16 protein-coding genes are annotated in these 21839 nt (G+C 61.9%); 5 read left to right on the top strand and 11 right to left on the bottom strand.

Annotated features, from left to right (window positions below; translation table 11 throughout):
* Positions 1–81 precede the first annotated feature (81 nt).
* A complete protein-coding gene (locus KOM00_RS14680) occupies positions 82–753 on the top strand; it encodes a response regulator (protein ID WP_216499681.1) in 672 nt (223 codons plus the stop codon).
* A gap of 166 nt (positions 754–919) precedes the next feature.
* Here KOM00_RS14680 and KOM00_RS14675 read toward each other — a convergent pair whose 3' ends face one another.
* The 9 genes from KOM00_RS14675 to KOM00_RS14635 form a co-directional block, all read right to left on the bottom strand.
* On the bottom strand, positions 920–4024 hold the full coding sequence (locus KOM00_RS14675) for a hypothetical protein (RefSeq protein WP_216499680.1): 3105 nt from the start codon (positions 4022–4024) through the stop codon (positions 920–922).
* Between the two features lie 48 nt (positions 4025–4072).
* Positions 4073–4501, bottom strand: coding sequence for a cytochrome C (locus KOM00_RS14670; RefSeq protein WP_216499679.1), 429 nt, complete (start codon positions 4499–4501; stop codon positions 4073–4075).
* A gap of 330 nt (positions 4502–4831) precedes the next feature.
* Complete coding sequence (locus KOM00_RS20930) at positions 4832–5935, bottom strand: cytochrome c3 family protein (protein ID WP_216499678.1); 1104 nt, start codon at positions 5933–5935, stop codon at positions 4832–4834.
* On the bottom strand, positions 5932–6981 hold the full coding sequence (locus KOM00_RS14660) for a 6-bladed beta-propeller (RefSeq protein ID WP_216499677.1): 1050 nt from the start codon (positions 6979–6981) through the stop codon (positions 5932–5934). The genes KOM00_RS20930 and KOM00_RS14660 overlap by 4 nt, the downstream gene beginning before the upstream one ends.
* A gap of 9 nt (positions 6982–6990) precedes the next feature.
* The gene (locus KOM00_RS14655) at positions 6991–8973 is read right to left on the bottom strand and encodes a hypothetical protein (RefSeq protein ID WP_216499676.1); all 1983 of its coding nucleotides are present in this window, start codon (positions 8971–8973) and stop codon (positions 6991–6993) included.
* Positions 8974–8981: 8 nt separating this feature from the next.
* Entirely contained in the window at positions 8982–9521 is a 540-nt protein-coding gene (locus KOM00_RS14650) for a cytochrome c3 family protein (protein WP_216499675.1), read from the bottom strand.
* Positions 9522–9568: 47 nt separating this feature from the next.
* Positions 9569–10765 (bottom strand): NHL repeat-containing protein, encoded by a 1197-nt coding sequence (locus KOM00_RS14645; protein ID WP_216499674.1) that lies wholly within the window; start codon positions 10763–10765, stop codon positions 9569–9571.
* Positions 10766–10910: 145 nt separating this feature from the next.
* Positions 10911–11672: a cytochrome c3 family protein gene (locus tag KOM00_RS14640; protein ID WP_216499673.1), complete on the bottom strand. Its 762-nt coding sequence runs from the start codon at positions 11670–11672 to the stop codon at positions 10911–10913.
* A 357-nt stretch (positions 11673–12029) separates the two neighbouring features.
* On the bottom strand, positions 12030–13361 hold the full coding sequence (locus KOM00_RS14635; protein ID WP_216499672.1) for a cytochrome c3 family protein: 1332 nt from the start codon (positions 13359–13361) through the stop codon (positions 12030–12032).
* A gap of 458 nt (positions 13362–13819) precedes the next feature.
* Between KOM00_RS14635 and KOM00_RS14630 the strand changes: the two genes are divergently transcribed.
* Positions 13820–14824, top strand: coding sequence for a peptidylprolyl isomerase (locus KOM00_RS14630; RefSeq protein WP_216499671.1), 1005 nt, complete (start codon positions 13820–13822; stop codon positions 14822–14824).
* 113 nt (positions 14825–14937) lie between these two features.
* On the opposite strand, the gene KOM00_RS14625 is transcribed toward KOM00_RS14630, so the two are convergent.
* Positions 14938–16881: a sensor histidine kinase gene (locus KOM00_RS14625; protein ID WP_216499670.1), complete on the bottom strand. Its 1944-nt coding sequence runs from the start codon at positions 16879–16881 to the stop codon at positions 14938–14940.
* Positions 16882–17243: 362 nt separating this feature from the next.
* Between KOM00_RS14625 and KOM00_RS14620 the strand changes: the two genes are divergently transcribed.
* Together KOM00_RS14620 and KOM00_RS14615 are read left to right on the top strand one after the other, a co-directional pair.
* Positions 17244–19121 carry a TonB-dependent receptor plug domain-containing protein gene (locus tag KOM00_RS14620; RefSeq protein WP_236026977.1) on the top strand — a complete coding sequence of 626 codons (1878 nt, stop codon included), beginning with the start codon at positions 17244–17246 and terminating at the stop codon, positions 19119–19121.
* Positions 19121–19972 (top strand): ABC transporter substrate-binding protein, encoded by an 852-nt coding sequence (locus KOM00_RS14615; protein WP_216499668.1) that lies wholly within the window; start codon positions 19121–19123, stop codon positions 19970–19972. The genes KOM00_RS14620 and KOM00_RS14615 overlap by 1 nt, the downstream gene beginning before the upstream one ends.
* A gap of 94 nt (positions 19973–20066) precedes the next feature.
* On the opposite strand, the gene ald is transcribed toward KOM00_RS14615, so the two are convergent.
* Positions 20067–21182, bottom strand: a complete 1116-nt coding sequence (gene ald, locus KOM00_RS14610) for an alanine dehydrogenase (RefSeq protein WP_216499667.1) — start codon at positions 21180–21182, stop codon at positions 20067–20069.
* Between the two features lie 146 nt (positions 21183–21328).
* On the opposite strand from ald, the gene KOM00_RS14605 reads away from it, so the two are divergent.
* Complete coding sequence (locus KOM00_RS14605) at positions 21329–21802, top strand: Lrp/AsnC family transcriptional regulator (protein WP_216499666.1); 474 nt, start codon at positions 21329–21331, stop codon at positions 21800–21802.
* The last annotated feature ends 37 nt before the right edge of the window (positions 21803–21839 follow it).

Genomic DNA, 21839 nt, shown 5'->3' with positions numbered 1-21839 from the left:
TGGCCATGGTGCTATTGGGAATGCATTTTGCCACCTCGCCGCACGGGCTGGCACGAAAGTAAAAACTATGCGAGGTGCGCGATGCACAAAAAGAGCGTCCTGATCGTCGACGACCATCCCCTGTTCCGGGACGGGCTGAAGAGTCTTGTGGAACGCAGTACCGACTACCACACCATCGGAGAGGCCGGCAGCGGGGCAGAGGCGCTCGCTTTAGCGCGTGAGTTGCAGCCCGACCTGATCACCATGGACATCTCGCTTCCCGACATGAGCGGCATCGATGCGGCGCGCGAGATCATAATGGAGTTTCCCAAGATCGGGGTACTGATGCTCAGCATGCACCCCAAGGTTGAGTACATCTCCGAGGCGTTCAAGGCCGGTGCGCGGGGTTACGTGGTAAAGGAAACGACCAGTACCCGCCTGATACAGGCCATGGATGCGCTCTCCCGCGGGGAGTTCTTCCTTGACGGCCAGATCTCGCCGGAGACGGTGGGCAAGCTGATGGCGGGGACCCGCAAGGAGCATGGCTCGCAGGACGAGTGCTACGGCCTTTTATCACCGCGCGAACAGCAGGTGATGCGCATGGTGGCGGAAGGGGTGCCGACCAGGGAGATTGCACGTCGCCTGGTCCTGAGCGTGAAGACGGTCGACAACCACCGCACCAACCTGATGAGAAAGCTTGGGGTGCACAGCAAGATCGAACTCGTCAAGTACGCTGCCAAGCTGGGGCTGATCGACGTCGACTCATGGAAGTGACCGCCCCCCTCTCCTCCTGATTCCCCAGCTGAAACGGCCCACCGGGCCGTTTTTTTTTGCACCATCTCCGCCCCCCTCCCCTCCGGCGCCACTGCAAACCGCCGAAAAAAAGCCCGAAGCTTTCGCCTCGGGCTTTGCATTGCATCAGAGTCGGACAAGTCAGCGTTTACTGCAGGTTGTACACCGCCACGTTCTTGCTGGATACCAGGGTCGAGCCGTTGTAGACGCGGATGTTGGTGGTCCACTTGTACCCGGCCTGGTTGCCGGCGGTGTTCGGATCAGCATCGGCCACGGCGTACTTGGCGTAACGCGCGTAGGTGTGGCTCTTGCTGATGGAACCGCTGGTGTCGGTGGAGGTGGTGCTGGCACTACCGTCGCCCCACGCGAAGGTAACGGAGGTGTAAGGACCGCTGATGGTCAGCGGGATGGTCGTTGCCTTGGCGGCGTCCACCGTAATGGTACCGACGGTGACCGGGTCCGCAGCGACGACGTTGACCTTCTGGTTCACGGTGGAGAACTTCCCTTCCTCGTCGACCACGTTGAGGGTCAGGGTGAAGAGGCCGGTGGTCGGGAAGTTGTAGGAGATGCTCTTGCCGGCCGGCAGGGAAGCCCCGCTGTTGAGCAGCCAGGAGTAGGTGAAGCTACCCGCCGAAGCCGCGTCGGCAGCGACCAGGTCGACGGTTGCGCCCTTGGTCACGGTGATGATCTGGCTGCCGCCGTTTGCTGCCTGGCCGGCAACGGTAGCGATGTCTGCCACCGGGTCGACGCCGATACCGGTACCTGCAGCGGTGATGTTGTTGAAGTAGGTGAGCCAGTCGCCACGGCCGGCATACTCGAGGTTGTTCACGCCCTTCAGTTTCTGTGCGGCGTAGAGTGCGCCGGAGAGGCCGAGCGGCCCGACATCGGTCTGCGGGTTCACACGCACTTCGTAGCCTGCAGCCGGGGTGATGACGAGCTGCTCAGAGCCGCCGTCGGTGATGGTGAAGCCGTAGGCGTGGCTGTTGTTGGCAAAGCCGACGCTGTTCATGTGGGCGACCACGGCGGCAACATTGGTCATGGTGTTGTCGGTGTTGGCGAAGGTGTAGGACTTGACGGTGCCGGTCGCTGTCTCCTTCACGTCGAGCTTGGTCACCCAGCCGGCGGTGCCGGTGCTCTTGTTGGTGGCGTCGTACCACGGGCTGTTGGCCGCACCCACAGCCGGACGGGTGCTGCCGGTGATTGCGGTGGGACTGAAGCCGGTGTTGATGTTGGTGAAGGTCCCTTCGTAAATCATGGCCGCGCGCTGGACCGCCTGGGTGTCGTCGGTGAGGTTGCCGGCGGCGGTCGGTGTGAAAATCGGTACGGCAACACTGCGGTTGCCCGCCTTGTTCACCACGTTCGGATGCATGTCGGTGGCCTGGGTCGAACCGTTGACCTTGGTATAGTTCACCAACTGGCCGGCATTGTAGGTGAAGTTTGTCTTCGGCGATACCACGACCTTCTTGTTGAGGAAGGTGCTGGAAGCGCTATGGCAGTCAGCGCAGCTCTGGCCCAGTGCTTCCGTGGCCGGAGAAACGTTGTGGGTCCACTTGAAGGGGACCGCAAGGGCGGACAGCTTGATGATCGGGGGTTCGGTCGGATTGCCGATCATGGCGGGGAGCTGCGCCGTGATGGTGCTGATGTGCCCAGCGATTTCGTCGCCGGTTACCACGCCATCGTGGGTGAGGCTGTTGCGGTCGCTGTTGGCGACGTTGATGCGCGCGATGTGGGTCGGCAGGATCGGGTCGAGACCCGGGCCGCGCCCATCCTTGTTGGCATCGAGCATGGTGTTCATATCACGCCAGAAGAAGGAGGTCAGGAAGCTCCCCAGGAAGAGTTTGCCGTTGTTCCAGTAGAGCGAGTAGTTGTCGTACATCTCGCGCTCGACGTTGACGGTGTCGTGGGTTGCCAGACGCCCTTCTTCATCCTTGCCGGTGCCGTCAACCATGGCGCCGCCGGTGATGTGGAAGGAGGTGTAGCTCCTGAACACGCCGTTGGCGTCGTACAGCGGGAGCTGAACGTCGGTCTTTCTGGAGTGGCAGACGGTGCAATCGATGATGTCGAGGTGGCTTGCATTGGCGACGCCGTTGCTGACCAACTGGCCGGAGGCATTGAACTGCTTCTGCGCCACGATGGCGGTGAGCCCTTTCGCGGCGTGCGCTGCGGTGGGGTTCGGTGCGCCGTAGGTCTTGCCGTTGCCGGCGGTGCTCAGGTGGCAATCAGCGCAGTTTTTGAAAGCAACCTTGTCCATGGCGTTCCACTGCGCATCGTAACCGGAATCGCCGCCTTTGGCGGGGTCGCAAAGGCCGAGCTTCTTGTTGGCCGCAGCGTTGTTGGCGATACCGCTGGTACCGACCGTGGTCTTGTCGATTTCCCCGGTAGCGGTCAGGGTGTTGCGCTCGTGGCAACCCATGCAGCCGATGTTGCCGTGGACTTCGGAGGCGCCCCAGTAGTCGCCGCGCTTTTTCCACTCGACCTGGTACTTCTCCTTCTGGGTGGCGGCGTGGCAGGAGGCGCAGTTCTCGGAGGCAGGGACGCCGAGGATCTTGGCACCTTCAGTGGCAGAGAGCTTGTAGCCACCGCCCTCAGCGGCCACGAGCTTGGAGAGGTCATAGGTAACGGTCGTGGAGGGGGTGGAACCGGTGGAGTAGGTGCCGAAGCCGGCGCCGGTCACGCGCGAGGCGTCGAAGCCGAGGGCGCGTACGGCGTGCTTGCGGGCCTCCCAGTTGTACCCCTGCTGGTGGCAGGCGAGGCAGTCCATTTCCAGGACGCCGGACTGGGCGAAGTTGTTGTACTTGGGCTCGTAGGTGGCGTCTTTGCCGTCACCCTTCGGACCGAAGACGTCGATCAGGTAGTTGAAGGCCGTGTACACGGTGTCCAGCAGACCTGCGCTGCGCAGCGACACGCGGTTGGCCGGGTCCGGGGCTGCCGAACCGGGATACGCCCCACCACTCAGCGGACCGCCGACGACGCCGGCAGCGTAGGTCCCCAGGGGAGAGCCGATGCTGCCGTTGGCAATGTACTTGGGAATGTATTCCATCCCGCCGCCGCCTACGTGGCACTCCGCGCAGTCGTTCATGTTACCGAGCGCGGTGAGGTCGGCCGACTGCTTGAGGCCGTCCAGGCTGCTGAAGGGGAAGGGGATATAGGCCTGCGTCTCGTTGGTCAAGGTGGCGAGGTTGGGATTGGCAGAAGTAGCCGTCTGGCCGAAGTAAGCACTGATGTACTTGCCGTTGGTCTGGTCATAGGTCATGCCGAAGGAGTCTTTGAAAAGTCTCGACAACTGTCGAGCAGAAGGCGGTCACCAGTTCCCCAGATGGCCGGGACCCTGGACCCAGTTCTTACCCTGCGGGCTCACGCCGCGGCGGAAGGCGTCGGCGTTGCCGTCCGGAGTGATCCCGTCCGGGTTCCAGTTGTTGAAGCCGCGCAGCTCGTTGGTGCCGTTCATGGCATGGTAGGAGTGGCGCTCGATCTCGTCGTAGCTGTAGGTTGCATTGCCGGCTGCAGTGGCATCGCCGTGGCACCCTACGGTACCGAAGCAGGTGGTCTTCACGCTGTAGGCGGGGCCTTTCCCGCTGGCATCCAGTTGCACTAAATCGCCAGCCGGGTTCTTGAGCACGATGTTCTCGTGCGAGGCGTTGTAACCCAGAGCCGACCCTGCCGCAAGCGACATAAGCGCCGCGGTGGAGACGACGGTGGCTTTCACAGCCTTTTTCGTCGGTTGTCTCATTACGATCTCCTTTTGATTATTTCACTACGGCTGCATTGAATGTTTCCAACGACACCGGTGGGGGCCGGGACACGTCGCGTGTCATGTGCCGGAAGAGAGCAATTCACCCTATAGCACTGTCTGTGCCCATTTCGTTGCAGCCTCAGACAGGAGAAACCGCCGTACCGTTAAAACAGCAGCAACTTCAAGGCTTTTGAGAGACTGGGGTCACGAAGAGAAACACGAGGCGAAGGTTACCAGAGAGGATCGGAGCGGAAAACGATAGGGTAAATAACCCAACACCAGACAATACACTGGGTGATTTACCCTATACGACTTTTGAAGGTGGTATCAGTAGTACTTCGGGTTGGTGAGGTGAGTGGTGGGATGGCAGGTGACGTTGCAGCTCTTTGTCACAGAGTCGTAGGTCCCGCTCGTGACAAAGATACTTGAAAATTCGACTAAATGGGCATGAGCGGCATCGTTGATAGTGACACCATGAGAGGGGTGGCAGGCAATGCACGGGTACCCCTGGGTTACCACGTGTGAGTAGTGCTTAGGGAACTTCGTTTTCTCGGGGTGCAGCGGGTCAAGGATGTCTGCCTCCGCATGGCACCTAAGACAGAGGCTGTATCCCCCAGCATCATACTGGTGCTGGGTCCGGTACTCATACCTGTTACCCAATAAAGGCGCGTAGTTGACACCGTTGGCGCCGTGGGGCTTATGGCAGATCTCGCAGCCATCGAGCTTGGTGGCATCGGCAGTGGAATGGACGTTGGCGCTCCAGCCGGATTTATTGTGGCAGGCGATGCAGAGCTGCGTGCCGTTTTTGTAGTTGGGCAGCACCAGAAACTTGCTGTTGGGAGGAGAAGGATCCTTGTGCGGGTTGTGACAGGTGGTGCACTGGACAAAATTGGTGTTCCTCTCCAGCCGGATTTCCGGGGGCAGCGTGGAAGGTGCGTTCAGCTCCAGGTCTTTAGTGGAAAGCATGCTGTCGTAGGGAAAAGAAACGGGGTGATCGTTCCTGAGGTCCGAACCGATGTAGGAACTGCGGTCCGGGGTGATGCGCGAGGTGATTCCGGGAAGCTGATAATTTCCCTTGAGCATGCCGAGGGCGATGGATCCATCATGACAGCTGAGGCAAAGCCTTGAGGTGCCGGTCGGCTGGCCCGGCTTGGTAGTCGCCTGCATGGTTTCGGAGAAATAGGGATCGTAGGTGACGGAAGACGCCTCCCTGCTCCACAAGGGGTTCACCTCGAGGCGCTTGTCCTCGTTTGCATGATGGGGTGTATGGCAGAAAATGCAGACACGAGTTTCAACGGTTGATTTAAGCTCACCGGGACCACTCACAGAAAGGTTGTGTTTTGTGTTAACAACGGACGAGGAGCCGTAGGCTGCCTGGCCCAGCGCCAGAAATGCGGTTTCGAGCAGTAATATGGCCACGGTTGCTTTCACTTCTCACTCCTTGCCTCAAGGGGGTCCATGGATAGCCCCTCGAAAATCTGGATCCTCTTGTTGTAGGAGTCGACGATGTAGAGCCGGTCATCCTGATCGATGTGAACGCCGGTCGGCATCCAGAACTCGCCGGGGCGGCTCCCGCTCTGCCCGAAGGAGGCTACGTGCCGTCCGCGGAAATCAAAGACCTGCACCGTATCGGTGATGGCATCACTCACATACATCGCGCCCGAACTGTCGGCGGCCACCCCCTTGGCACGCAGAAAAGAGCCAGGTTCCGCCCCCACCCCGCCAAAGGAGAGCAGGAATTTCCCTGCGGGGGTCAACACCTGGATCCTCGAGTTGAGCGTGTCGTTCACGACGATCCGCCCGCACTTGTCCATGGTGATATCGGTGGGATAGTTGAATTCCCCCGCGCCGTCCCCCCTGCGCCCGATCCGGTACAGCACCTTCCCCTCCGGATCCATGACCACCACCTGGTGGCTTAGGGTATCAACCACGAAAAGCCTGCGCAGGTAGGTGTCGAAGACAATGCCGGTGGGCCGCTTGAGTTTCTGCGACGGTAAGCGCTCCAGCCGGTCCTCATCGACGTGATAGCGGTAGATCCATCCCGTTGCCGAATCGGTGATGTAGAGATGGTCGGCGTCGTCGCTGGCAAGACCAAGAGGTGACACCAGCCCGACCCCGTTCTGGGGACGTATGACCCTGTATTCCCTGCGCTCGGGGTCGAACACGTGCACCCGGTGGGAATCCGGATCGCTGACGAAGATCCTCTCGCGCCTGTCCACGTGTACTGAATAGGGCCTCTCGAAACGGACCGGTTCCTTGCCTACCAGGAACTCTTTCACGGCCGTCAACGGAGCCGGGTTGTAGACCGCATCCGTGCTGGTGCTGATCTCCTTCACCCAGCGTATCTGCAGCGGTCGCTGTGAACGCGACACCACCCAAAGCGGCTCGGAGCGCACCTCGGCCTGGCGGGCAAGGCAGCCGGCAAGCGCCGGCACCAGCAGGACGCCCAGAAGAAAAATCGCGATCCTGTTTCCCATCACATTCTCCTAGAAGAAACGCTTCAGCTCGATGCGCGCAGTGGCATTGCGCTGATACTGCTCTTTGTAGAAGCGCCAGTCCATCCGGACGCTGAAATCGATCTCGGCGCGGGCAAGACTGTAGCTGCCGAGCAGCCATGTGGAAAGAAGCTGCTGGCTGGAGGAGCGCCCTGAGGTGTTTTCGTACTGCCCCGAGACGCTCGCTTTGAGCCGTTCGCTGAAAATGCGGCGGTACATGCCGCTGGTCAGGAAGATGTTGTTCTGCCCCCCCTCACTCACCACCCCGCCCGACTCGGTCTTCTTGTACGAGGTGAGGACGTCCGAGACGTTCAGGGCGACAGCGCCCTCCTCCAGTTCCCGGTTGTACTTCCAGTACCCCTCCAGCCTCTCCTCGTTCAGCGAGATCGAGGAGAGCTTGCTGTACAAAAGGCCGGTACGGTAGTTCGTGTCATTGCGCTCTGCCTGCGCCGTGTAACTGTTGGAGGAACCGACCGGGGCGACGTTGTCCTCGCCGGCAAGCTTTTTGACGGTGGCGCGGCTGTAGCCGGCAGTAAAGGTATACAGGCGCCCAAGCCTCAGTGATGCGCTCACGCTCTGGGTCTCGTTCAGGTATTTAAGCAGCGGGTTAACGTTGGTGCTGTAGTCGACGGAGAGGGCCTCCCCCAGTGCGATTCCCTGGCCAGGTTCGATGCGCAGCCGGGTCCGGCGCCCATCGGGCACGACCGTGTAATCGGTCCCGGCGACGAAGGTCTTGGTTCGGCTTGCGTTCCACACCACGATGGTGGACGCTATGATGTTCTCGCTGGGCAGATAGTTTTCGACCTCGTTGGCGGAGCCGTTAAGGCGCCGGTCGCGGTAGAAGACGACGCCGCTTTTAAACTGATTGTTGAAGGTGTGCTGACTGTAGCCATACTGCACCTGGAGGTCGCTTTCGCTGGGCAGGCGCCTGAAATAGGTCAGGTTGATCCCCCCGCCGTACGAGTCCTGGCTCCCCGTGTCGAGGGTGGTGGAGCTGGCATCGCCAGAGAGCCTGGTGGTGATGGTGTCCAAAAGCCTGTGTTCCAGGCTCGTAGCCACACTGCGCAGGTCGCTCCCCTGGTTGTCGGACGAGGTCGAGTTCAGGTTGCCATCGATGGTGAGCCGGAGCACCTTGCCCAGCTCGCAATTGGCCCCCTCCTTCAGGTCGATGAATCTGCCGCTGTGAATCCCCTCTTCCCGGGTCCACCGGAACATCGAGTCGAGCGTCTTCTTGTATGGCGCCGTTGGCCACGGCTCCAACCGGTTGGTGAGGGTCCCCGAAACCACATGCTGATTCTGGATGCTCCCGGTGGAGAGGTTTTCACTGGTGTTTTGCTCGGCAGAGAAACTCGCGTTGCTGTCGCTCATTCTGTTTTTGGCGAAGTGGGCCACCGTCGCGGTGACGCTGTGCAGCGATTCCCGGCGATCCTCCTTTTGTCCCGAGGTCTCCTGATTGCCGTGTTCGAAGGAAAGCGTGGCCGGCAGGAGGTCGTTTTTGGCGGAGATGGCCACACCTTGCCGCGAGCTTTGGAGCTGGTAGCTGCTGGCGAACAAGGGGCTGACGTGGAGGGTATCGGAATTGAGGTGAAAATAGACCGATTGCGGCATGTAACGGAAAAAGGAGCCGTTGAGGCTGTAGTCGTACTGAAAATCGCTGCCTTTCCCGCTCCCCTGTGAGGTGCTGGTCTGCTGCTGCTGAGCCTCGGCTCCAAGAGAGATCTTGCCGTACAGCAGCGAATCGTCATAGACCGCGTAGTTTGTCTCGATCTCGTATTTCTCGGCTGGCGTGTGACGGCTGGTCGAAGATTTGGAATGCGCGTTCTCCTGGAGGAAGTCGTCGTACTGGTAGGAGAGCGTCACCAGTTGCTGGATCCCGAAAAGTTGAAGCAAGGCGCGATCCGCCCCCCACGCCTTTGCCGCGGGAAGAGCGGTGACGCAACAGGCGAGCACGATGGCGGGGCAAACAGATCTCAAGAAACCCTCTACTTCAGAAAGATTTTGCTCGAACTCGAGTGCGGGTCGTGGCAATCCACGCAAACCATCCCCTTGCGGCTCAGCCGTTCGTGCATGGTCGCTGCCAGCCGCTGCTCTGTGTGGCACTCGGCGCAGATCCGGTCCCGGCTGGTAATCAAAAGAGCGGGGTTGCTGGATGAATGGGGCAGGTGACAGGCAAGGCAATCCCCGTCGGCTACCGGGCCATGCACACGGGGATGCTTTGCGATATCGGGATGACACTTGAAGCAGAGCTTGTTGCGTGGGGCCACCAGACCGTCATTTACATCCTTTTCCTGACTGTGACAGTCGGGGCAGCGTTTCTCCTTGTAGGGAAGGTGAAGTACCAGGGTGACGTCCTTTTGCTGCTCCTTGGAAACAGTCGGTGTCTTGCCGCTCTCGTAGTCGCTGCAATACTCGTCGCTTCCCGGAAATGCCGGCACTTCGTTGAAGAAGATGGTCATCATCCGATGCCCCGTGCTGCCGCAGCCGGCAAGGCCGACAACCATGCCCACTAAAGAGATGAGCATGGCTCTCCTGCCGCCGCGCCTGACGCGGCGCTGCCCCCCCCGCCCACTCATTTTGCTTCCGTCGCTCCTGTTTCTTTGCCGGAAGGCGGCGCAACCTTCTGCTTCTCCTTGAGCTCCTGAATCCTCTGCAGACGCTCCTTGAGGATGCGCTGGTACTCCTTGTCGTAGTCGATGCCCTTCTGCTTGCCGAAGCCGTAAATGCCTACCTTGGGGTCTCCGAACTGGTTGGCAACCACGACGATCTGCTCCACTTCAAAATTCTTTTCGGCCAGCCCCTGGTAGTACCCGCTGCTGTCCTTGCCTACCGCGACGCCAGCGGGAAGGTTCATGCCGCCGTACGGTATGACCCCGCCGAAATACATCAGGATCTGCCCCTTCTCGTTGAGGACCTGGACGTTTTGAAAGGCGGCATCCACGACGAAGAGGTACCCGTTGTCGTCGACGGCGATCCCCTTGGGACGGGAGAACTGGCCGAAACCATCACCGATGTCCCCGAACGCCGCGATGAAGTGCCCGTCCTTGTCGAAGGACATCACCTTGCCGTTACCCGCGTTGGTGACGCGGATGACACCCTTTGAGTCTATGGCCATGGTGATGGGCAGGCTAAGGGACTGCTCGGCGCCGTCACCGGTGCCGATTTCCTTCACCTGTTCAAAGGTTTGCCGGTCGAACACCCTGATGGCGCCCTTGCGGGTGTCGAGCACGTAAAGCCTCTCCGCGTCAACCGCCACCGAGGCCGGGGCTGCATCCCCCCCTAGCCCGACCGCCCTGACGAACTCGCCTTGCGGGTCGTAGACGAGCACCTCTTTCCTGCCGTTATCTGCCACGAAAAGGGAACCGAGCTCGTCGACCGCGAGCTGGATCGGCTTCTTGAGCTTGCCGATGCCGTTATCGCCTTTTAGCCGGGTAAAGGTCTTGTTGGCCGGGTCCGCGATCAGCACCCGTCCCCCGAGGTCCGCTATGTAGATCTTGCCTTTCCCCACGGCGACACCGTACGGCTTCACGATCGGGATCACCTTCTTTTGATCCACGCCGCCGATCGACAGCAGGGAAAGGGAGGTGTCCTTTCCCTCGACGTCGGCGGAGTTGCTGAAACCGCCCAGATACTGGATCCGCGGCAGGTCGGGGGCAGGCGGGAAGAAGACTGGCCCCCGGGCGCCCCTGGTGCCGGCGCACCCGGACAGCAACAACGAAAAAACAGCAGCAAAAAGACCTAGTCGGGCGCGTGACATCGAACGGACCATCCTTTTTCTCCTTCTTCGTTTTGAACTCAGCGGGTCGAGACGATATCACATTTTTCGCATGTATCAAAACTCAAAAATGCGGATACTTCCATAAAAAAGGGGCCGCCCAGAAGCGGCCCCTCCCATGAAATCTCGTAAACCCGGATTACTTGTTGTGGCACATGAGGCAGATGGCCGAACCTTCCTGCTTTTCGTACAGGAAGTAGGCTTCCTGGTTGTCCTTGTTGTGGACCTCGTGGCAGGAGGCACAGGTGAACATCAGCTTGCCGTCCTTGGTGTCGAAACCGATGCTGGTGAACGGCTGCCCGGTCAGCTTCGGGTTCGTGGTCTGCAGGGTGGTGTTGATGGCGCCACCGAAGATGGGCATACCGCCAACGCCAGCGCCCGCGTCCTGCCAGGCTGCGGCGGAGATGTCGAACCCGATCGGGTGGTCGCCGGCGAGGCTCTGGCTGGAACCGACGGCGATCTCCCCCCAGCTGTCGCCGGTCAGGTGGGTGTTGGAGGTGTTCATGGTGCCGGGGATGCCGTAGTGCTGGTCGATGGCGATGGCGCCGTCATGGCAGCTCATGCACAGGCGGCTCGGGCCGACCAGGGGATCGGCGACCACGCCGTCAAAGGTGTAGCTGGCGTACGCCTGGAAGCCGGTGCTTTCCTCGATGGTGTGGGACCAGAGCGGGTTGTAGTCGGCCACGGTGGAGTCGACCTTGTGGTGCGGGGTGTGGCAGTAGGCGCACACGCGCTTCTGGCTGTCGGGGGTGCCGTAGTCGGCGCCTTTTTTAACGGCCAGGTCGTACATGTCGTGTTTGGAGCCCACGATACCGGAACCCGGGGTGGAGCCTGCGTAGGCGATGGTCGCCCCGAGGGCGAGTGCTGCAAGGGCGGTAAGGGCGGTTGCCTGCTTTTTCATGTTTTTCTCTCCTTTGGCTTTAATAGATTCAATTACAGCTAAAAACATTTCCAACTGGCTCTCTTCCTCTTCATCCATTTCTTGGGGCGGCGCTCTCCCCCCAGAGTAGCGCCCCCACGATCTGACGAGTCTCTATTTAGCAACTTGAGTGCCAAGTGAAATATTTACGTAAGTGATCTAAATCACAGAGTTCAACCGCACGAAGAGAAGCAGCGGATGGAGGAAGCTGGGGAGTAAGGCCCAAAAAGCCTGGGGCAAGCTGTGGCATTTCCCCCAGTGTGCGGACCTGCCAAAATAAAAAACGGCCGGGTCACCCTCTGGGGGACCCGGCCTTGGGGACACAGCGGCTGGATCGTTTCACTTGGCCGTGTAGTCGATGGGCTTCTGACGGTCGTACTGGTAAGGTTTGTGGCACCCCGGGGCACAACCGCCCCCGGTGGCGGTTTTCTTGAACCGTGTCTGCACCTTCCATTTACCGAACCTCGTGCCTTCGGTGGCGACCAGGGCGTCGCCGGACGAGGCATGGATTTCATGACAGGTGCGGCAGGTCCGCCCCTTGGAACGATCTGCTACATGGACGAAATGGAGGTTACTGTCGCCGTTTCTGAATTTCGTGTACATCGTGGTTTCCTTGAACGTGAGGAGATTTTTGTCATGACACTTGAGACAGAGACCATAGGCCCCGTCCCGGTAAGCCGCGTAAAAGCCGTCCGGGTAGGCGCCGGTCAGAAGCCGGCCATAGTTCGAGGCGTGCGGATCATGACAGCCGTCACATCTCCCCTTGGCGATGGGACCATGTTGCTGCTTCTTCCCGGAGAGCTCCTGGGCGATGTTTTTGAGCGCTGGATTGCCCACCTTGTCGCTTCCATGGCACCCAAGGCAAACCTCCTTCTGCTCGCCGATGAGGAGTCCCTTTTCCTTTGAGAAGTGCGTCGAGTGGCAGTTGCTGCACCCCTTCCCCTCCAGTACCGGCTTGTGGGTACCCTTCGAGGCCTTCAAACGCTGATCCAAATCCTTATGGCACCCCATGCAGAGGTCCGGCATTTTCTCTTTCAACAGATAGCGGTAATCCCCGCTGTGCGGGTCGTGGCAGGACGTGCACGGCTTATCCTTTACCGGAGAGTGCACCCGCTTCGCCATCTTCATCTCCTTGGCGAAGTCCTCGTGACAGCCAAGACAGAGCTCCTTCATCCCGTCCTTCAGGAGAAACTTGTTGGCGGAGTCGTGAGGGGAGTGGCAGGCGAGGCAGGTCCCTTCGGCCACCGGCCCGTGCACATACTTCTTCGTGTAAGGGGCCTGGTCGTGGCAACTGTAGCACAAAGCCCCCAGATCCGGCCCCACATCGAGCAGGTACCGGCCGCTGCCGCCGTGCGGCTTGTGGCAGGAAAGGCAGTCGCCCTCGTTGACCGGCGGGTGCACGACCTTCTGCTTCGCTATGCCGCTGTGGCAGCCGACACAGATTTCCTTGCCCCCCCCGGCGATCTTGAAGGTTTTGCCCCCCTTAACCGGATGTTCCTTACCCTGCTGCACGTGGCAGGTGGAGCACTCGCCCCCCTCCACCGGGGCATGCCGGTATTTCAGTCCGGAAATCTGGGTATGACAAGCGGTGCTGATGCAGCTTTCGGCCAGCGCCCGCCCAGGTGCCCCAAGCACCGTCAAAAGGCACAAAAAAAGTACTGTCGTCTTCATGCTCCTCCCTGCCTCGTCGCCCCGCCGTTAGCCTCACATGTCCGCCACAGCGACGGCCACCACGAGCGGAGAGGTCCCCAAAGGGGTGAATTCACCCACATCGGCAGCAAAATACAGGCCAAACTGGGTCAGATGGCGCTTTTTGCCCGACCGTGGTTCTTAACGGTGCCGACCTGCAACAGAAGGTGCGAATCGTGGGGGGGAGAGCGGGGAGAATGGGCGACAACGCCTCCTGGGCGATTTCCCCCACACCCTCTGCCGACAGCGGCAAATCCCCCAAAAACGAGCCTCTAAAGCGGCGCGCCGGCAGGTGCAGAAGCCCATCCTGACGCCCCCTACGGGACATAGTGCCGGTTGGCTTCGGAATTGCTAGGCATGAGCCCGACCTGCGCCCCGCCAGCGGCGGTGTGCAGCAGGCCATACACCACCACGGACATCACAACGAAAGGAGTACCTAGATGAAACGCTTGACCGTCAAATTTGCCACATCCGCTGCCGCGCTCCTTCTCGGCCTCACGGCCTGCACAACGACCACCGGGGGTATCGGCTCCAAGGAGGGGACACAAGTCGCCCCGGCAGTGCAGCAAGCCGTACAGACCGTGAACGGCGTCCCCATTACCAAGGCCGAGTTGGATCGGGCCATGCAGGTGATGCTGAAGCAATACAACATGACGCAGCCGCTCCCCCCGGAGATCCAGGCGCAGGCCAGCCAGGCGGCCCTGGAGCAATTGACCTCCACCGAACTGATCTATCAGGAAGCGCAGAAAAAACCGATCGCCGACCTGGAGCAGAAGGTGGAGCAGAGGATGGCTGAGACCAAGGCGCAGTATGCCACTGAAGCGGCCTTTCAACAGGCGCTCAAGGACGCGGGGATGACCCTGAGCGAAATGACCAACAACGCGCGCAAGGACATCGTGATCACCTCGTTCATCGAGGAGCACTTCGCGGCGCAGGCGGCGGTGAGCGACGAAGAGGTGCAGCGCTTCTACAAGGACAACGAGAAGAGCTATTTCACCAGACCCGAGACGGTGCGGGCAAGCCACATCCTGATCGGGGTAGACGCGAAGAACACGCCTGAGCAGAAGAAACAGGCCAAGGAGAAAGCCGAGGCGCTCCTCGCAAAGGTTAAGGCGGGCGCCGATTTCGCGTCCCTGGCCAAGGCTGAGTCGACCTGCGCCAGCAAGGAGAAGGGGGGCGACCTGGGAACTTTCAAACGCGGCCAGATGGTTGCCCCATTTGAAAAGGCGGCCTTCGAAATGAAGCCAGGCGAGATCAGCGACGTCGTGGAGACGCAGTTCGGCTACCACATCATCAAGCTCACGGAAAAGAACCCCTCCGGGCTGGTGAGCCTTGACGAAGCGAAGCCGAAGATAGTGGACTATCTAAAAAAAGAGAGGATCCGCAAGCTGGTGCCGGCCTACATCACCGAATTGAAGGGCAAGGCGAAGATAGAGAAGGTGTAGCAGCCACTACCTGAAAAAGCAGGGGTGATGCTCCTGTGACCGTGTCTGTTACCTGCATTGCAGCCAGCGCCGCGTCTCTCTCGCGGGCTGGCTGCTTTTTTATGCCCATGCGGCTACGACGCGGACGACTCCATGCAGAAGATCGGGAGGTAGAGGGTGAAGGTGGTCCCCTTCCCCAACTGCGAGTCGAAGGTGACCATGCCGCCGTGCCTGGTGACGATGGAGTGCACGGTGGCGAGCCCCAGCCCGGTCCCCAGTTCCGCCTTGGTGGTGAAATAGGGGGTGAAGATGCTGGACTTGTGCTCGTCGCGGATGCCGCACCCCTGGTCCCGGAAGGAAAGCTCGACGTAACAGCCGCACAAGGGAGCCGGCAGCCGCTCCCGCTCGCTGGAGACCAGCCTCCCCCGCACGTTGAACTCCCCCCCCTCCGGCATGGCCTGCACCGCGTTGATGCAGATGCAGTTTAAGGCCTGGCGCATCTGCCCGTCGTCCACGAAGATCGGCGGGAGATCCTCGGGGAGCTCGATGGTGGCACGGACCCGGGTCCCCTTGGTGGAGAACTGCACCGCCTCCTCGACCAGCGCCGCGACCGGCACCCCCTTTTTCAGTGGGGCGCCTCCCCTGGCGAAGCACAGGAGCTGGTTGGCGAAACCGGCGGCGCGCATGGTCGCCTTCTCAGCCTGCAGCAGCAGCTCGTGGGCGCCATGTGCCGGCTCCACGAACTTCTTGGCGAAGGAGATGTACCCAAGCACCCCGGTCAGGGCGTTGTTGAAGTTGTGGGCGATGCCGCCGGCCAAGACACCGATCGATTCCAGCTTCTGGTTCCGGACGATCTGCTGCTGCAAAAGCTCCCGCTCGGTCATGTCGATCATGATGTCGACGATGCGGGTGCCGGAACGCTGGTTGCTGCAGTTCAGGTGGCGCGGGGAGCCGTCCCTGCACAGGGCGCTCACCTCGTAGAAGGTGACCAGGTTCCCCTGTTCCCACGCCGCGATGGCGGCGCGCCGCTTCTCGAGCACGCTCTCCCGGTAGGCCCGGTCCGGGCAGATCAGGGCGAAGAGCGCGTCCAGGTCCGGCGCCTGCTCCGGACCGTAGCCGAAGGTGTCGAGCAGGAAGGAGTTGAGGTACTCGATATCCCCGCGCTCGTCGGACCAGACGATCCCCAGGGGGAGCTGCTGCACCAGGTTCTTCAGCTCCTGGCGGGCCTGGGTCCTCTGCTCGATCTCCTTCTCCAGGTCGAGGTTGATGGAGACGAGCTGCTCCTTGGAGGCGACCTCGAAATCCATGGCCGCCATCAGCTCCGTGTGCAGGCGGCGGTTCTCCTCCTCGCGCTGCCTGAGCGCCTCGGCAAGCTCGTTCAGCAGGGCCGAGGCCCGCCCCGGCTCGTCATCCGACACGATGTCGATGCGCGAGACGTAATCCCCGCCATGGACCTTCTCCATCCCCCGCATCAGGGAGTTGAAGGAGGCGGTCACCCTCCTGAGGATGAGGTAGCAGGAGACGCTGACGAAGAGCCAGCAGGCCGCGGCCAGCAGCACGCTCAAGGCGGCCAGGCGCCTCCCTTCCCGCCACAGGTCGTCCGTGCCGCGATAAAGCCGCACCTCCCCGACCAGGTCCCCCGCCGCGGCCTGCTCCCCGGACAGGGCCTGCTCCGGCGAAGGGGCCAGGGCATGGCCGTGCACCTCGGCCCGCTCCCGGATCAACTCCTCGGGGGAACCTGGGAGGGAGGGGGGGAGCCTGACCAGCACCTTGCCCCGTGCGTTGACGATCTCCACGGCCCTGATCTCGGGGAGCCCCATGGTTTCGGCGGCGTAGGAAAGCAGGAGGTCGGCGTTCTCGGCGTACAGGGGGAGGCGGACCGCATCGGCCAGGCCGTGTGCCTGCAGTTGGAGCATCTCCTTGGCATGGCGCTTGTTCTGGTTGATCTGGTGCAGCACGAAGAGCGTGCCGCAGACCACGGCGATCACCGCGGAGAAGAGGGTGAAGCGGATGAAGAGCTTGAACTGGAAGCTCGAGCGGAAGGAGCAAAAGCGCTGGGGCAACGACAACCTGTTCATGGCTGAGGCCTTCTCTGGCTTGACCCGGCAGCGGCCTCCTGAAGGGATGGATGGCGGTGGCGAGGTCGTGGTCGACGCGAGCGCCCGGCAGCAGCTCGTGCCTGGGACGCGACGTTGGAGATCCGGATCGCAGTGAAGCTATTTGTAGAACAGCACTGTATGTGAGCAGTAAGAACTATAGCTAGAAGTTAGTATTTATCAACATAGACGAGGGCAACAAACAGCAAATATGACATAAATACTACTAATGCAAATTCTTTTGACAATAACCCCTTAAACTGATAGGTATACGGCACCTTTTGTGACAGTTGTTCCAGAAAAAAACGCAGCTGTCAACGTTCTTTTTTACAACGGGCTGGATATTGACCGGCAAAGTCCTCCGCAAAATTTTGCTCGCCTCACTGTTGCTCCTTATCCCGCTGGCGCCGCTTAGCGCCAGGGGAGAGGACGGGGACGAGGTGACCCGCTCGCTCGGCCTCTCCGAGGAGGAGCCCGCCGGCGTCTCGCGCCTCCCCCGCCCCGCATCCCTCATCGCCGAAAACGTCACTGTAGTCACCGCCGAACAGATCGCCAGGCTGAACGCCCATACCGTGGCCGACGTGCTGCAGACCGTCCCCGGCGTGCAGCTCGACCTTTTGCAGACCCCGGGCTCCATCCTGCTCTACAACGTGCTCGGCTCGTCGAACCGGCACATCCTGGTGCAGATGGACGGGGTGCCCCAGAACTTCGTCAGCTCCGAAAACCTGGCCCACCTCGGCCTCATCCCGGTGCAGATGGTCGAGCGCATCGAGATCATCAAGGGGGCGGCGTCCGCGGCCTGGGGCTCGGCCCTTGGGGGGGTGATCAACATCATCACCAAGTCCCCGGCCACCGACCGGGGGGCCACCGGGCTCGCCTCCGCCTCCATCGGCACGGCATCGACCAGCGACCTGCGGGGCGAGATCAGCGGCAGCAGGGAGGGGCTCGGCTACTACCTGACCGGGGGGACCCTCCGCTCCAACGGGCTCGTCCCCGGCAACGACGTCGACTTCGGCCACGGCTTCGGCAAGCTCACCTACGACTTTGCCAACGGCGCCAGGGCGACCCTGGGCCTGGACGTCCGCCATGCCGACCTGGGGCTGATGCGAGCGGCCAAGTACGACGTCTACGAAACGGGCGAGGTCCGCTACCTAAACGGCTACCTCTCGCTGCAGGTCCCGCTGGCGCAGCGCCTGACCCTTGAGGTGAACGGCCGCGGCGGGGTGCGCAACAGCGTGGACCGCAGGGGGCTCATCTCCCAGGGGATACTCTTCTTCACCCCCGAGGCGCGCGAGACGCACCAGGGGTATGCGGCCGACCTGAACTGGGGGGACGCGCAGAACGGTCTGAAGACCGGGGTGGAATTCGAGAGGATCGAGGTGCGTCAGCGCGAACCGCTGCAGCAGATCCCCGGGAGCAACTCGGACCTCGGGCTGACCCGTTACTCCTTCTACGCCAACGGCACCTACACCATCGGGAGGTTCTCGCTGCTTCCCGGCGTGCGCGTCGAGCACCTGAACCTGCTGGATGACCCGGTGAGCGCGACGCTTGGGGCGACCCTGCGCCTGGGCGATGACACGATCCTGCGCGGCTACGCCGCGCGCGGCTACAGCCTCCCCTTGATCAGCCGCTACGGCTCCCCCACCGGCGAGGTGCAACACGAGCTGCAGCAGGTCGGCACCATCCAGGGAGGGGTGGAGAGTACGGCGATCCCCTATCTCTGGCTCAAGGGGATGCTGTTCCACAACAACGTCTGGAACATCCAGGAATTCGACTTCCAGGCCGGCCTGTTGCACAAGGGCAAGGAGCGCCGTCACGGCGTCGACCTGGAGCTGCGCACTTCCCCCTGGCATGGCCTGTCCCTCACCGGTGCCTACACCTTCACCGACGCGCGCAACCGCAGCACGGGGGAGGAGCTGGAAGGGGACCTGGCCGGGCCGCGCCATGCGGTGAAAGGCTCGCTAAGCTACGACAACCCCGATGCCGGCCTCACCTGCGTCCTGACCGCGAACTACTCCAACTGGAACCTCACCGTCCCGGGAGCCAGGGCCGAGGCCACCCTGTGGGACCTGCACCTGAACCAGAAGCTCCTGCCGGCGCGGGAAAACTCACCGGAGCTCTTCTTCTCGCTGCGCAACATCTTCGACACCAAATTCTACGAGTACGATTTCCGTCCCACTGCTCCGCGGTGGTTCGAGGTAGGGGGGAGGTTCCGCTTCTGATGCGCTCCCTTTACCTTTGCATACTGCTGCTGTCCCTGGTGCTTCCGGAGGCGGCGCCGGCCACCGAGCTGCTGATCCTACAGTCCAGCCGCAGCCTGGTCTACGCCGAGGCCTTGCGCGGCTTCCGCGCCGCCGCCAGGAGCAGCGAGCAGCCCCTGGTGCTCTCCGATTACGCCGAGGTGGACGTGCAGCGCCTGGTTCGGGAGGTGCGTCCGAGGATGGTTATCGCGGTGGGGGACAAGGCGCTGACCGCCTGCCGCAAGATCAGGGAGGTCCCCGTGGTCTCCATGCTGTCCCTGTCGCTGTCCCAGAAGCCCCAGTCCGATCACGTCGGCGGGGTGACCATGGTGGCCGCCCCTGGCCGGTACCTGGAGCTCTTCGCCCAGCTCGGGGCGAAGCGGATCGGGGTCCTCTACGACCCGAAGGTTTCGGGTCTGTACCTGAAAAGGGCCGCCGCGGAAGCCGACGATCACGACGTCAGCCTGACCACGGAGCCGGTGCGCCACTCGCGCGACCTGCAAGGGAAGCTGGAGAAACTCAAGGGGGAGGTGGACCTCTTGTGGCTTCTGCCGGACAGTACCGTGGTTACCACGGTGAACATGGAGGCGCTGCTCCTTTTTTCCATGACCCAGGGGATACCCGCCGTGACCTTTACCGGCCAGTACCTCAAAAACGGCGCGGCGGCCTCTCTTGACATCGACCCCTACGACATCGGGGTGCAGACCGGCGAACTGGCCCTCTCCCTGTTGAGAAGCGGCCCCGACCAGAAGGTCCCGGTGCTGGACCCGCGCAGGGTCCGGCTACAGGTGAACGACAGCGTGCTGCGCAAGCTGCGTCTGCGCACCCCCTAGCTTCCCGTCGAGAGAACGAACGTGAAACGAACGAGAAGAGGCCAGCCGGTTGCCGGCTGGCCTCTTCTTTTTTCACTGGCGGCGCGCTCCCCGCTTAGCCGAGCACCTCGTCAACGGGGGTGTAGTCGAGACCGAACGCCTCGGCGACGCCGCGGTAGGTGACCTGCCCCAGGGCGACGTTGATACCCTCCCTGACCCCGGCATTCTGGCGCGCCACTTCGCGCCAGCCGCGGTCCGCCAGCGCCACCGCGTACGGGAGGGTGGCGTTGGTGAGGGCCGCCGTCGAGGTGAGCGGCACCGCGCCGGGCATGTTGGCGACGCAGTAGTGCAGCACCCCCTCCTCCAGGTAGGTCGGCTCGCGGTGCGTGGTCGGGCGCGAGGTCTCGAAGCAGCCACCCTGGTCGATGGCGACGTCCACCAGCACCGCGCCGGGCTTCATCGTCTTCAGCATGTCACGGGTGACCAGCTTGGGCGCCTTGGCCCCGTGCACCAGCACTGCCCCGATCACCACGTCCGCCTCCTTGACCAGTTCGCGGATGGTCGCCGGCGACGACATCACCGGGAAGCAGTTCTTGGGCATCACCTCGGAGAGGTGGCGCAGGCGCTCCAGGCTCATGTCCAGGAGGTACACCTTGGCCCCCATGCCGCAGGCCATCTGCGCCGCGTGGGTGCCGACCACCCCGCCGCCGATGACCACGACCGTGGCAGGTGCGACACCCGGGACCCCGCCCAGCAGGATGCCGCGCCCCCCCTGGGCCCGCTCCGCGTACTTGGCCGCCTGCTGCGCCGCCATGCGGCCGGCGACCTCGCTCATCGGGGTCAGAAGCGGCAGCGAGTTGCCCGGACCGGTGATGGTCTCGTAGGCGACCGCGACCCCCTTGCTCTTTATGAAGGCGCGGGTCAGCCCCTCGGCCGCCGCGAAATGGAAGTAGGTGAAGACGATCTGCCCCTCGCGGATCAGGTCGTACTCGCTTGGTTGCGGCTCCTTGACGTGCATGACCATCTCGCTGCGGCGGTAGATCTCCGCGGGAGTCGCCACGATCTCGGCGCCGGCCTTTCGGTACGCATCGTCCTGGAAGCCGCTCCCCGCACCGGCGCCGGCCTCCACCAGCAGGGTGTGCCCGTGGCCCACCATCACCTCCACCCCCGCCGGGGTCATGCTGACGCGATTCTCCTCAACTTTGATTTCCTTCAGAACTCCGACGATCATCTTCGCTTCCTTTCCCCTCTTTGATGGCTTTTCTCCGGACCGGCCGGTACTGTACAGAGCATACCAAAAGATGGCCGATTTTTTCTTGCGAATCAGGGAGAAAGACGCTAAATTTTCGTGGAATATGCGAATAAGCGAGGATCAAGATGAAGAATGTTGCGCAGGACGGCGTAGACAAGATCGATCGGGCCATTCTGACCGCGCTGCAAAAAGACGGCAGGCTCAGTAACGTTCAGTTGGCCGAACTGGTCGGCCTGTCGGAGTCGGCCTGCCTGCGGCGGGTGCGCATGCTGGAGCAAAGCGGCATCATCGACCGGTACGTGATGCTCGTGGACCAGGGAGCCATCGGCAAGCCGGGCAACGTATTCGTGCGGGTCACGCTGGACGGGCAGCAGCGGGAAAAGCTCTCCAGTTTCGAGGAGGCGATCACCACCGTGCCCGAGGTGATGGAGTGCTACCTCATGTCCGGCGACGTCGACTACCTGTTGCGGGTGATCGTCAAGGACACCGACGACTACCTGCGCCTGCACAACAAGCTGACCGGGCTCCCCGGCGTGCTGCGGGTGCAGTCATCCTTCGCCCTGCGCACCGTGGTGAGCAGGACCTCCCTGCCGTTGTAGCTACCAGACCGGGTACACAGCCCCCCCTACAAACAGC

Source organism: Geomonas diazotrophica, from assembly GCF_018919385.1.
Classification (GTDB): Bacteria; Desulfobacterota; Desulfuromonadia; order Geobacterales; family Geobacteraceae; genus Geomonas; species Geomonas diazotrophica.
The sequence above is the reverse complement of the archived record's forward strand: the minus strand, read 5'-3'. Positions and strand labels throughout refer to the sequence as shown.

Bases quoted from the DNA above. Each gene is read 5' to 3' on its own strand.
- KOM00_RS14680 (WP_216499681.1), top strand. From the start codon at position 82: ATGCACAAAAAGAGCGTCCTGATCGTCGACGACCATCCCCTGTTCCGG.
- KOM00_RS14675 (WP_216499680.1), bottom strand. From the start codon at position 4,024: ATGACCTATGACCAGACCAACGGCAAGTACATCAGTGCTTACTTCGGC.
- KOM00_RS14670 (WP_216499679.1), bottom strand. From the start codon at position 4,501: ATGAGACAACCGACGAAAAAGGCTGTGAAAGCCACCGTCGTCTCCACC.
- KOM00_RS14660 (WP_216499677.1), bottom strand. From the start codon at position 6,981: ATGGGAAACAGGATCGCGATTTTTCTTCTGGGCGTCCTGCTGGTGCCG.
- KOM00_RS14650 (WP_216499675.1), bottom strand. From the start codon at position 9,521: ATGCTCATCTCTTTAGTGGGCATGGTTGTCGGCCTTGCCGGCTGCGGC.
- KOM00_RS14645 (WP_216499674.1), bottom strand. From the start codon at position 10,765: ATGGTCCGTTCGATGTCACGCGCCCGACTAGGTCTTTTTGCTGCTGTT.
- KOM00_RS14640 (WP_216499673.1), bottom strand. From the start codon at position 11,672: ATGAAAAAGCAGGCAACCGCCCTTACCGCCCTTGCAGCACTCGCCCTC.
- KOM00_RS14635 (WP_216499672.1), bottom strand. From the start codon at position 13,361: ATGAAGACGACAGTACTTTTTTTGTGCCTTTTGACGGTGCTTGGGGCA.
- KOM00_RS14630 (WP_216499671.1), top strand. From the start codon at position 13,820: ATGAAACGCTTGACCGTCAAATTTGCCACATCCGCTGCCGCGCTCCTT.
- KOM00_RS14625 (WP_216499670.1), bottom strand. From the start codon at position 16,881: ATGAACAGGTTGTCGTTGCCCCAGCGCTTTTGCTCCTTCCGCTCGAGC.
- KOM00_RS14615 (WP_216499668.1), top strand. From the start codon at position 19,121: ATGCGCTCCCTTTACCTTTGCATACTGCTGCTGTCCCTGGTGCTTCCG.
- ald (WP_216499667.1), bottom strand. From the start codon at position 21,182: ATGATCGTCGGAGTTCTGAAGGAAATCAAAGTTGAGGAGAATCGCGTC.
- KOM00_RS14605 (WP_216499666.1), top strand. From the start codon at position 21,329: ATGAAGAATGTTGCGCAGGACGGCGTAGACAAGATCGATCGGGCCATT.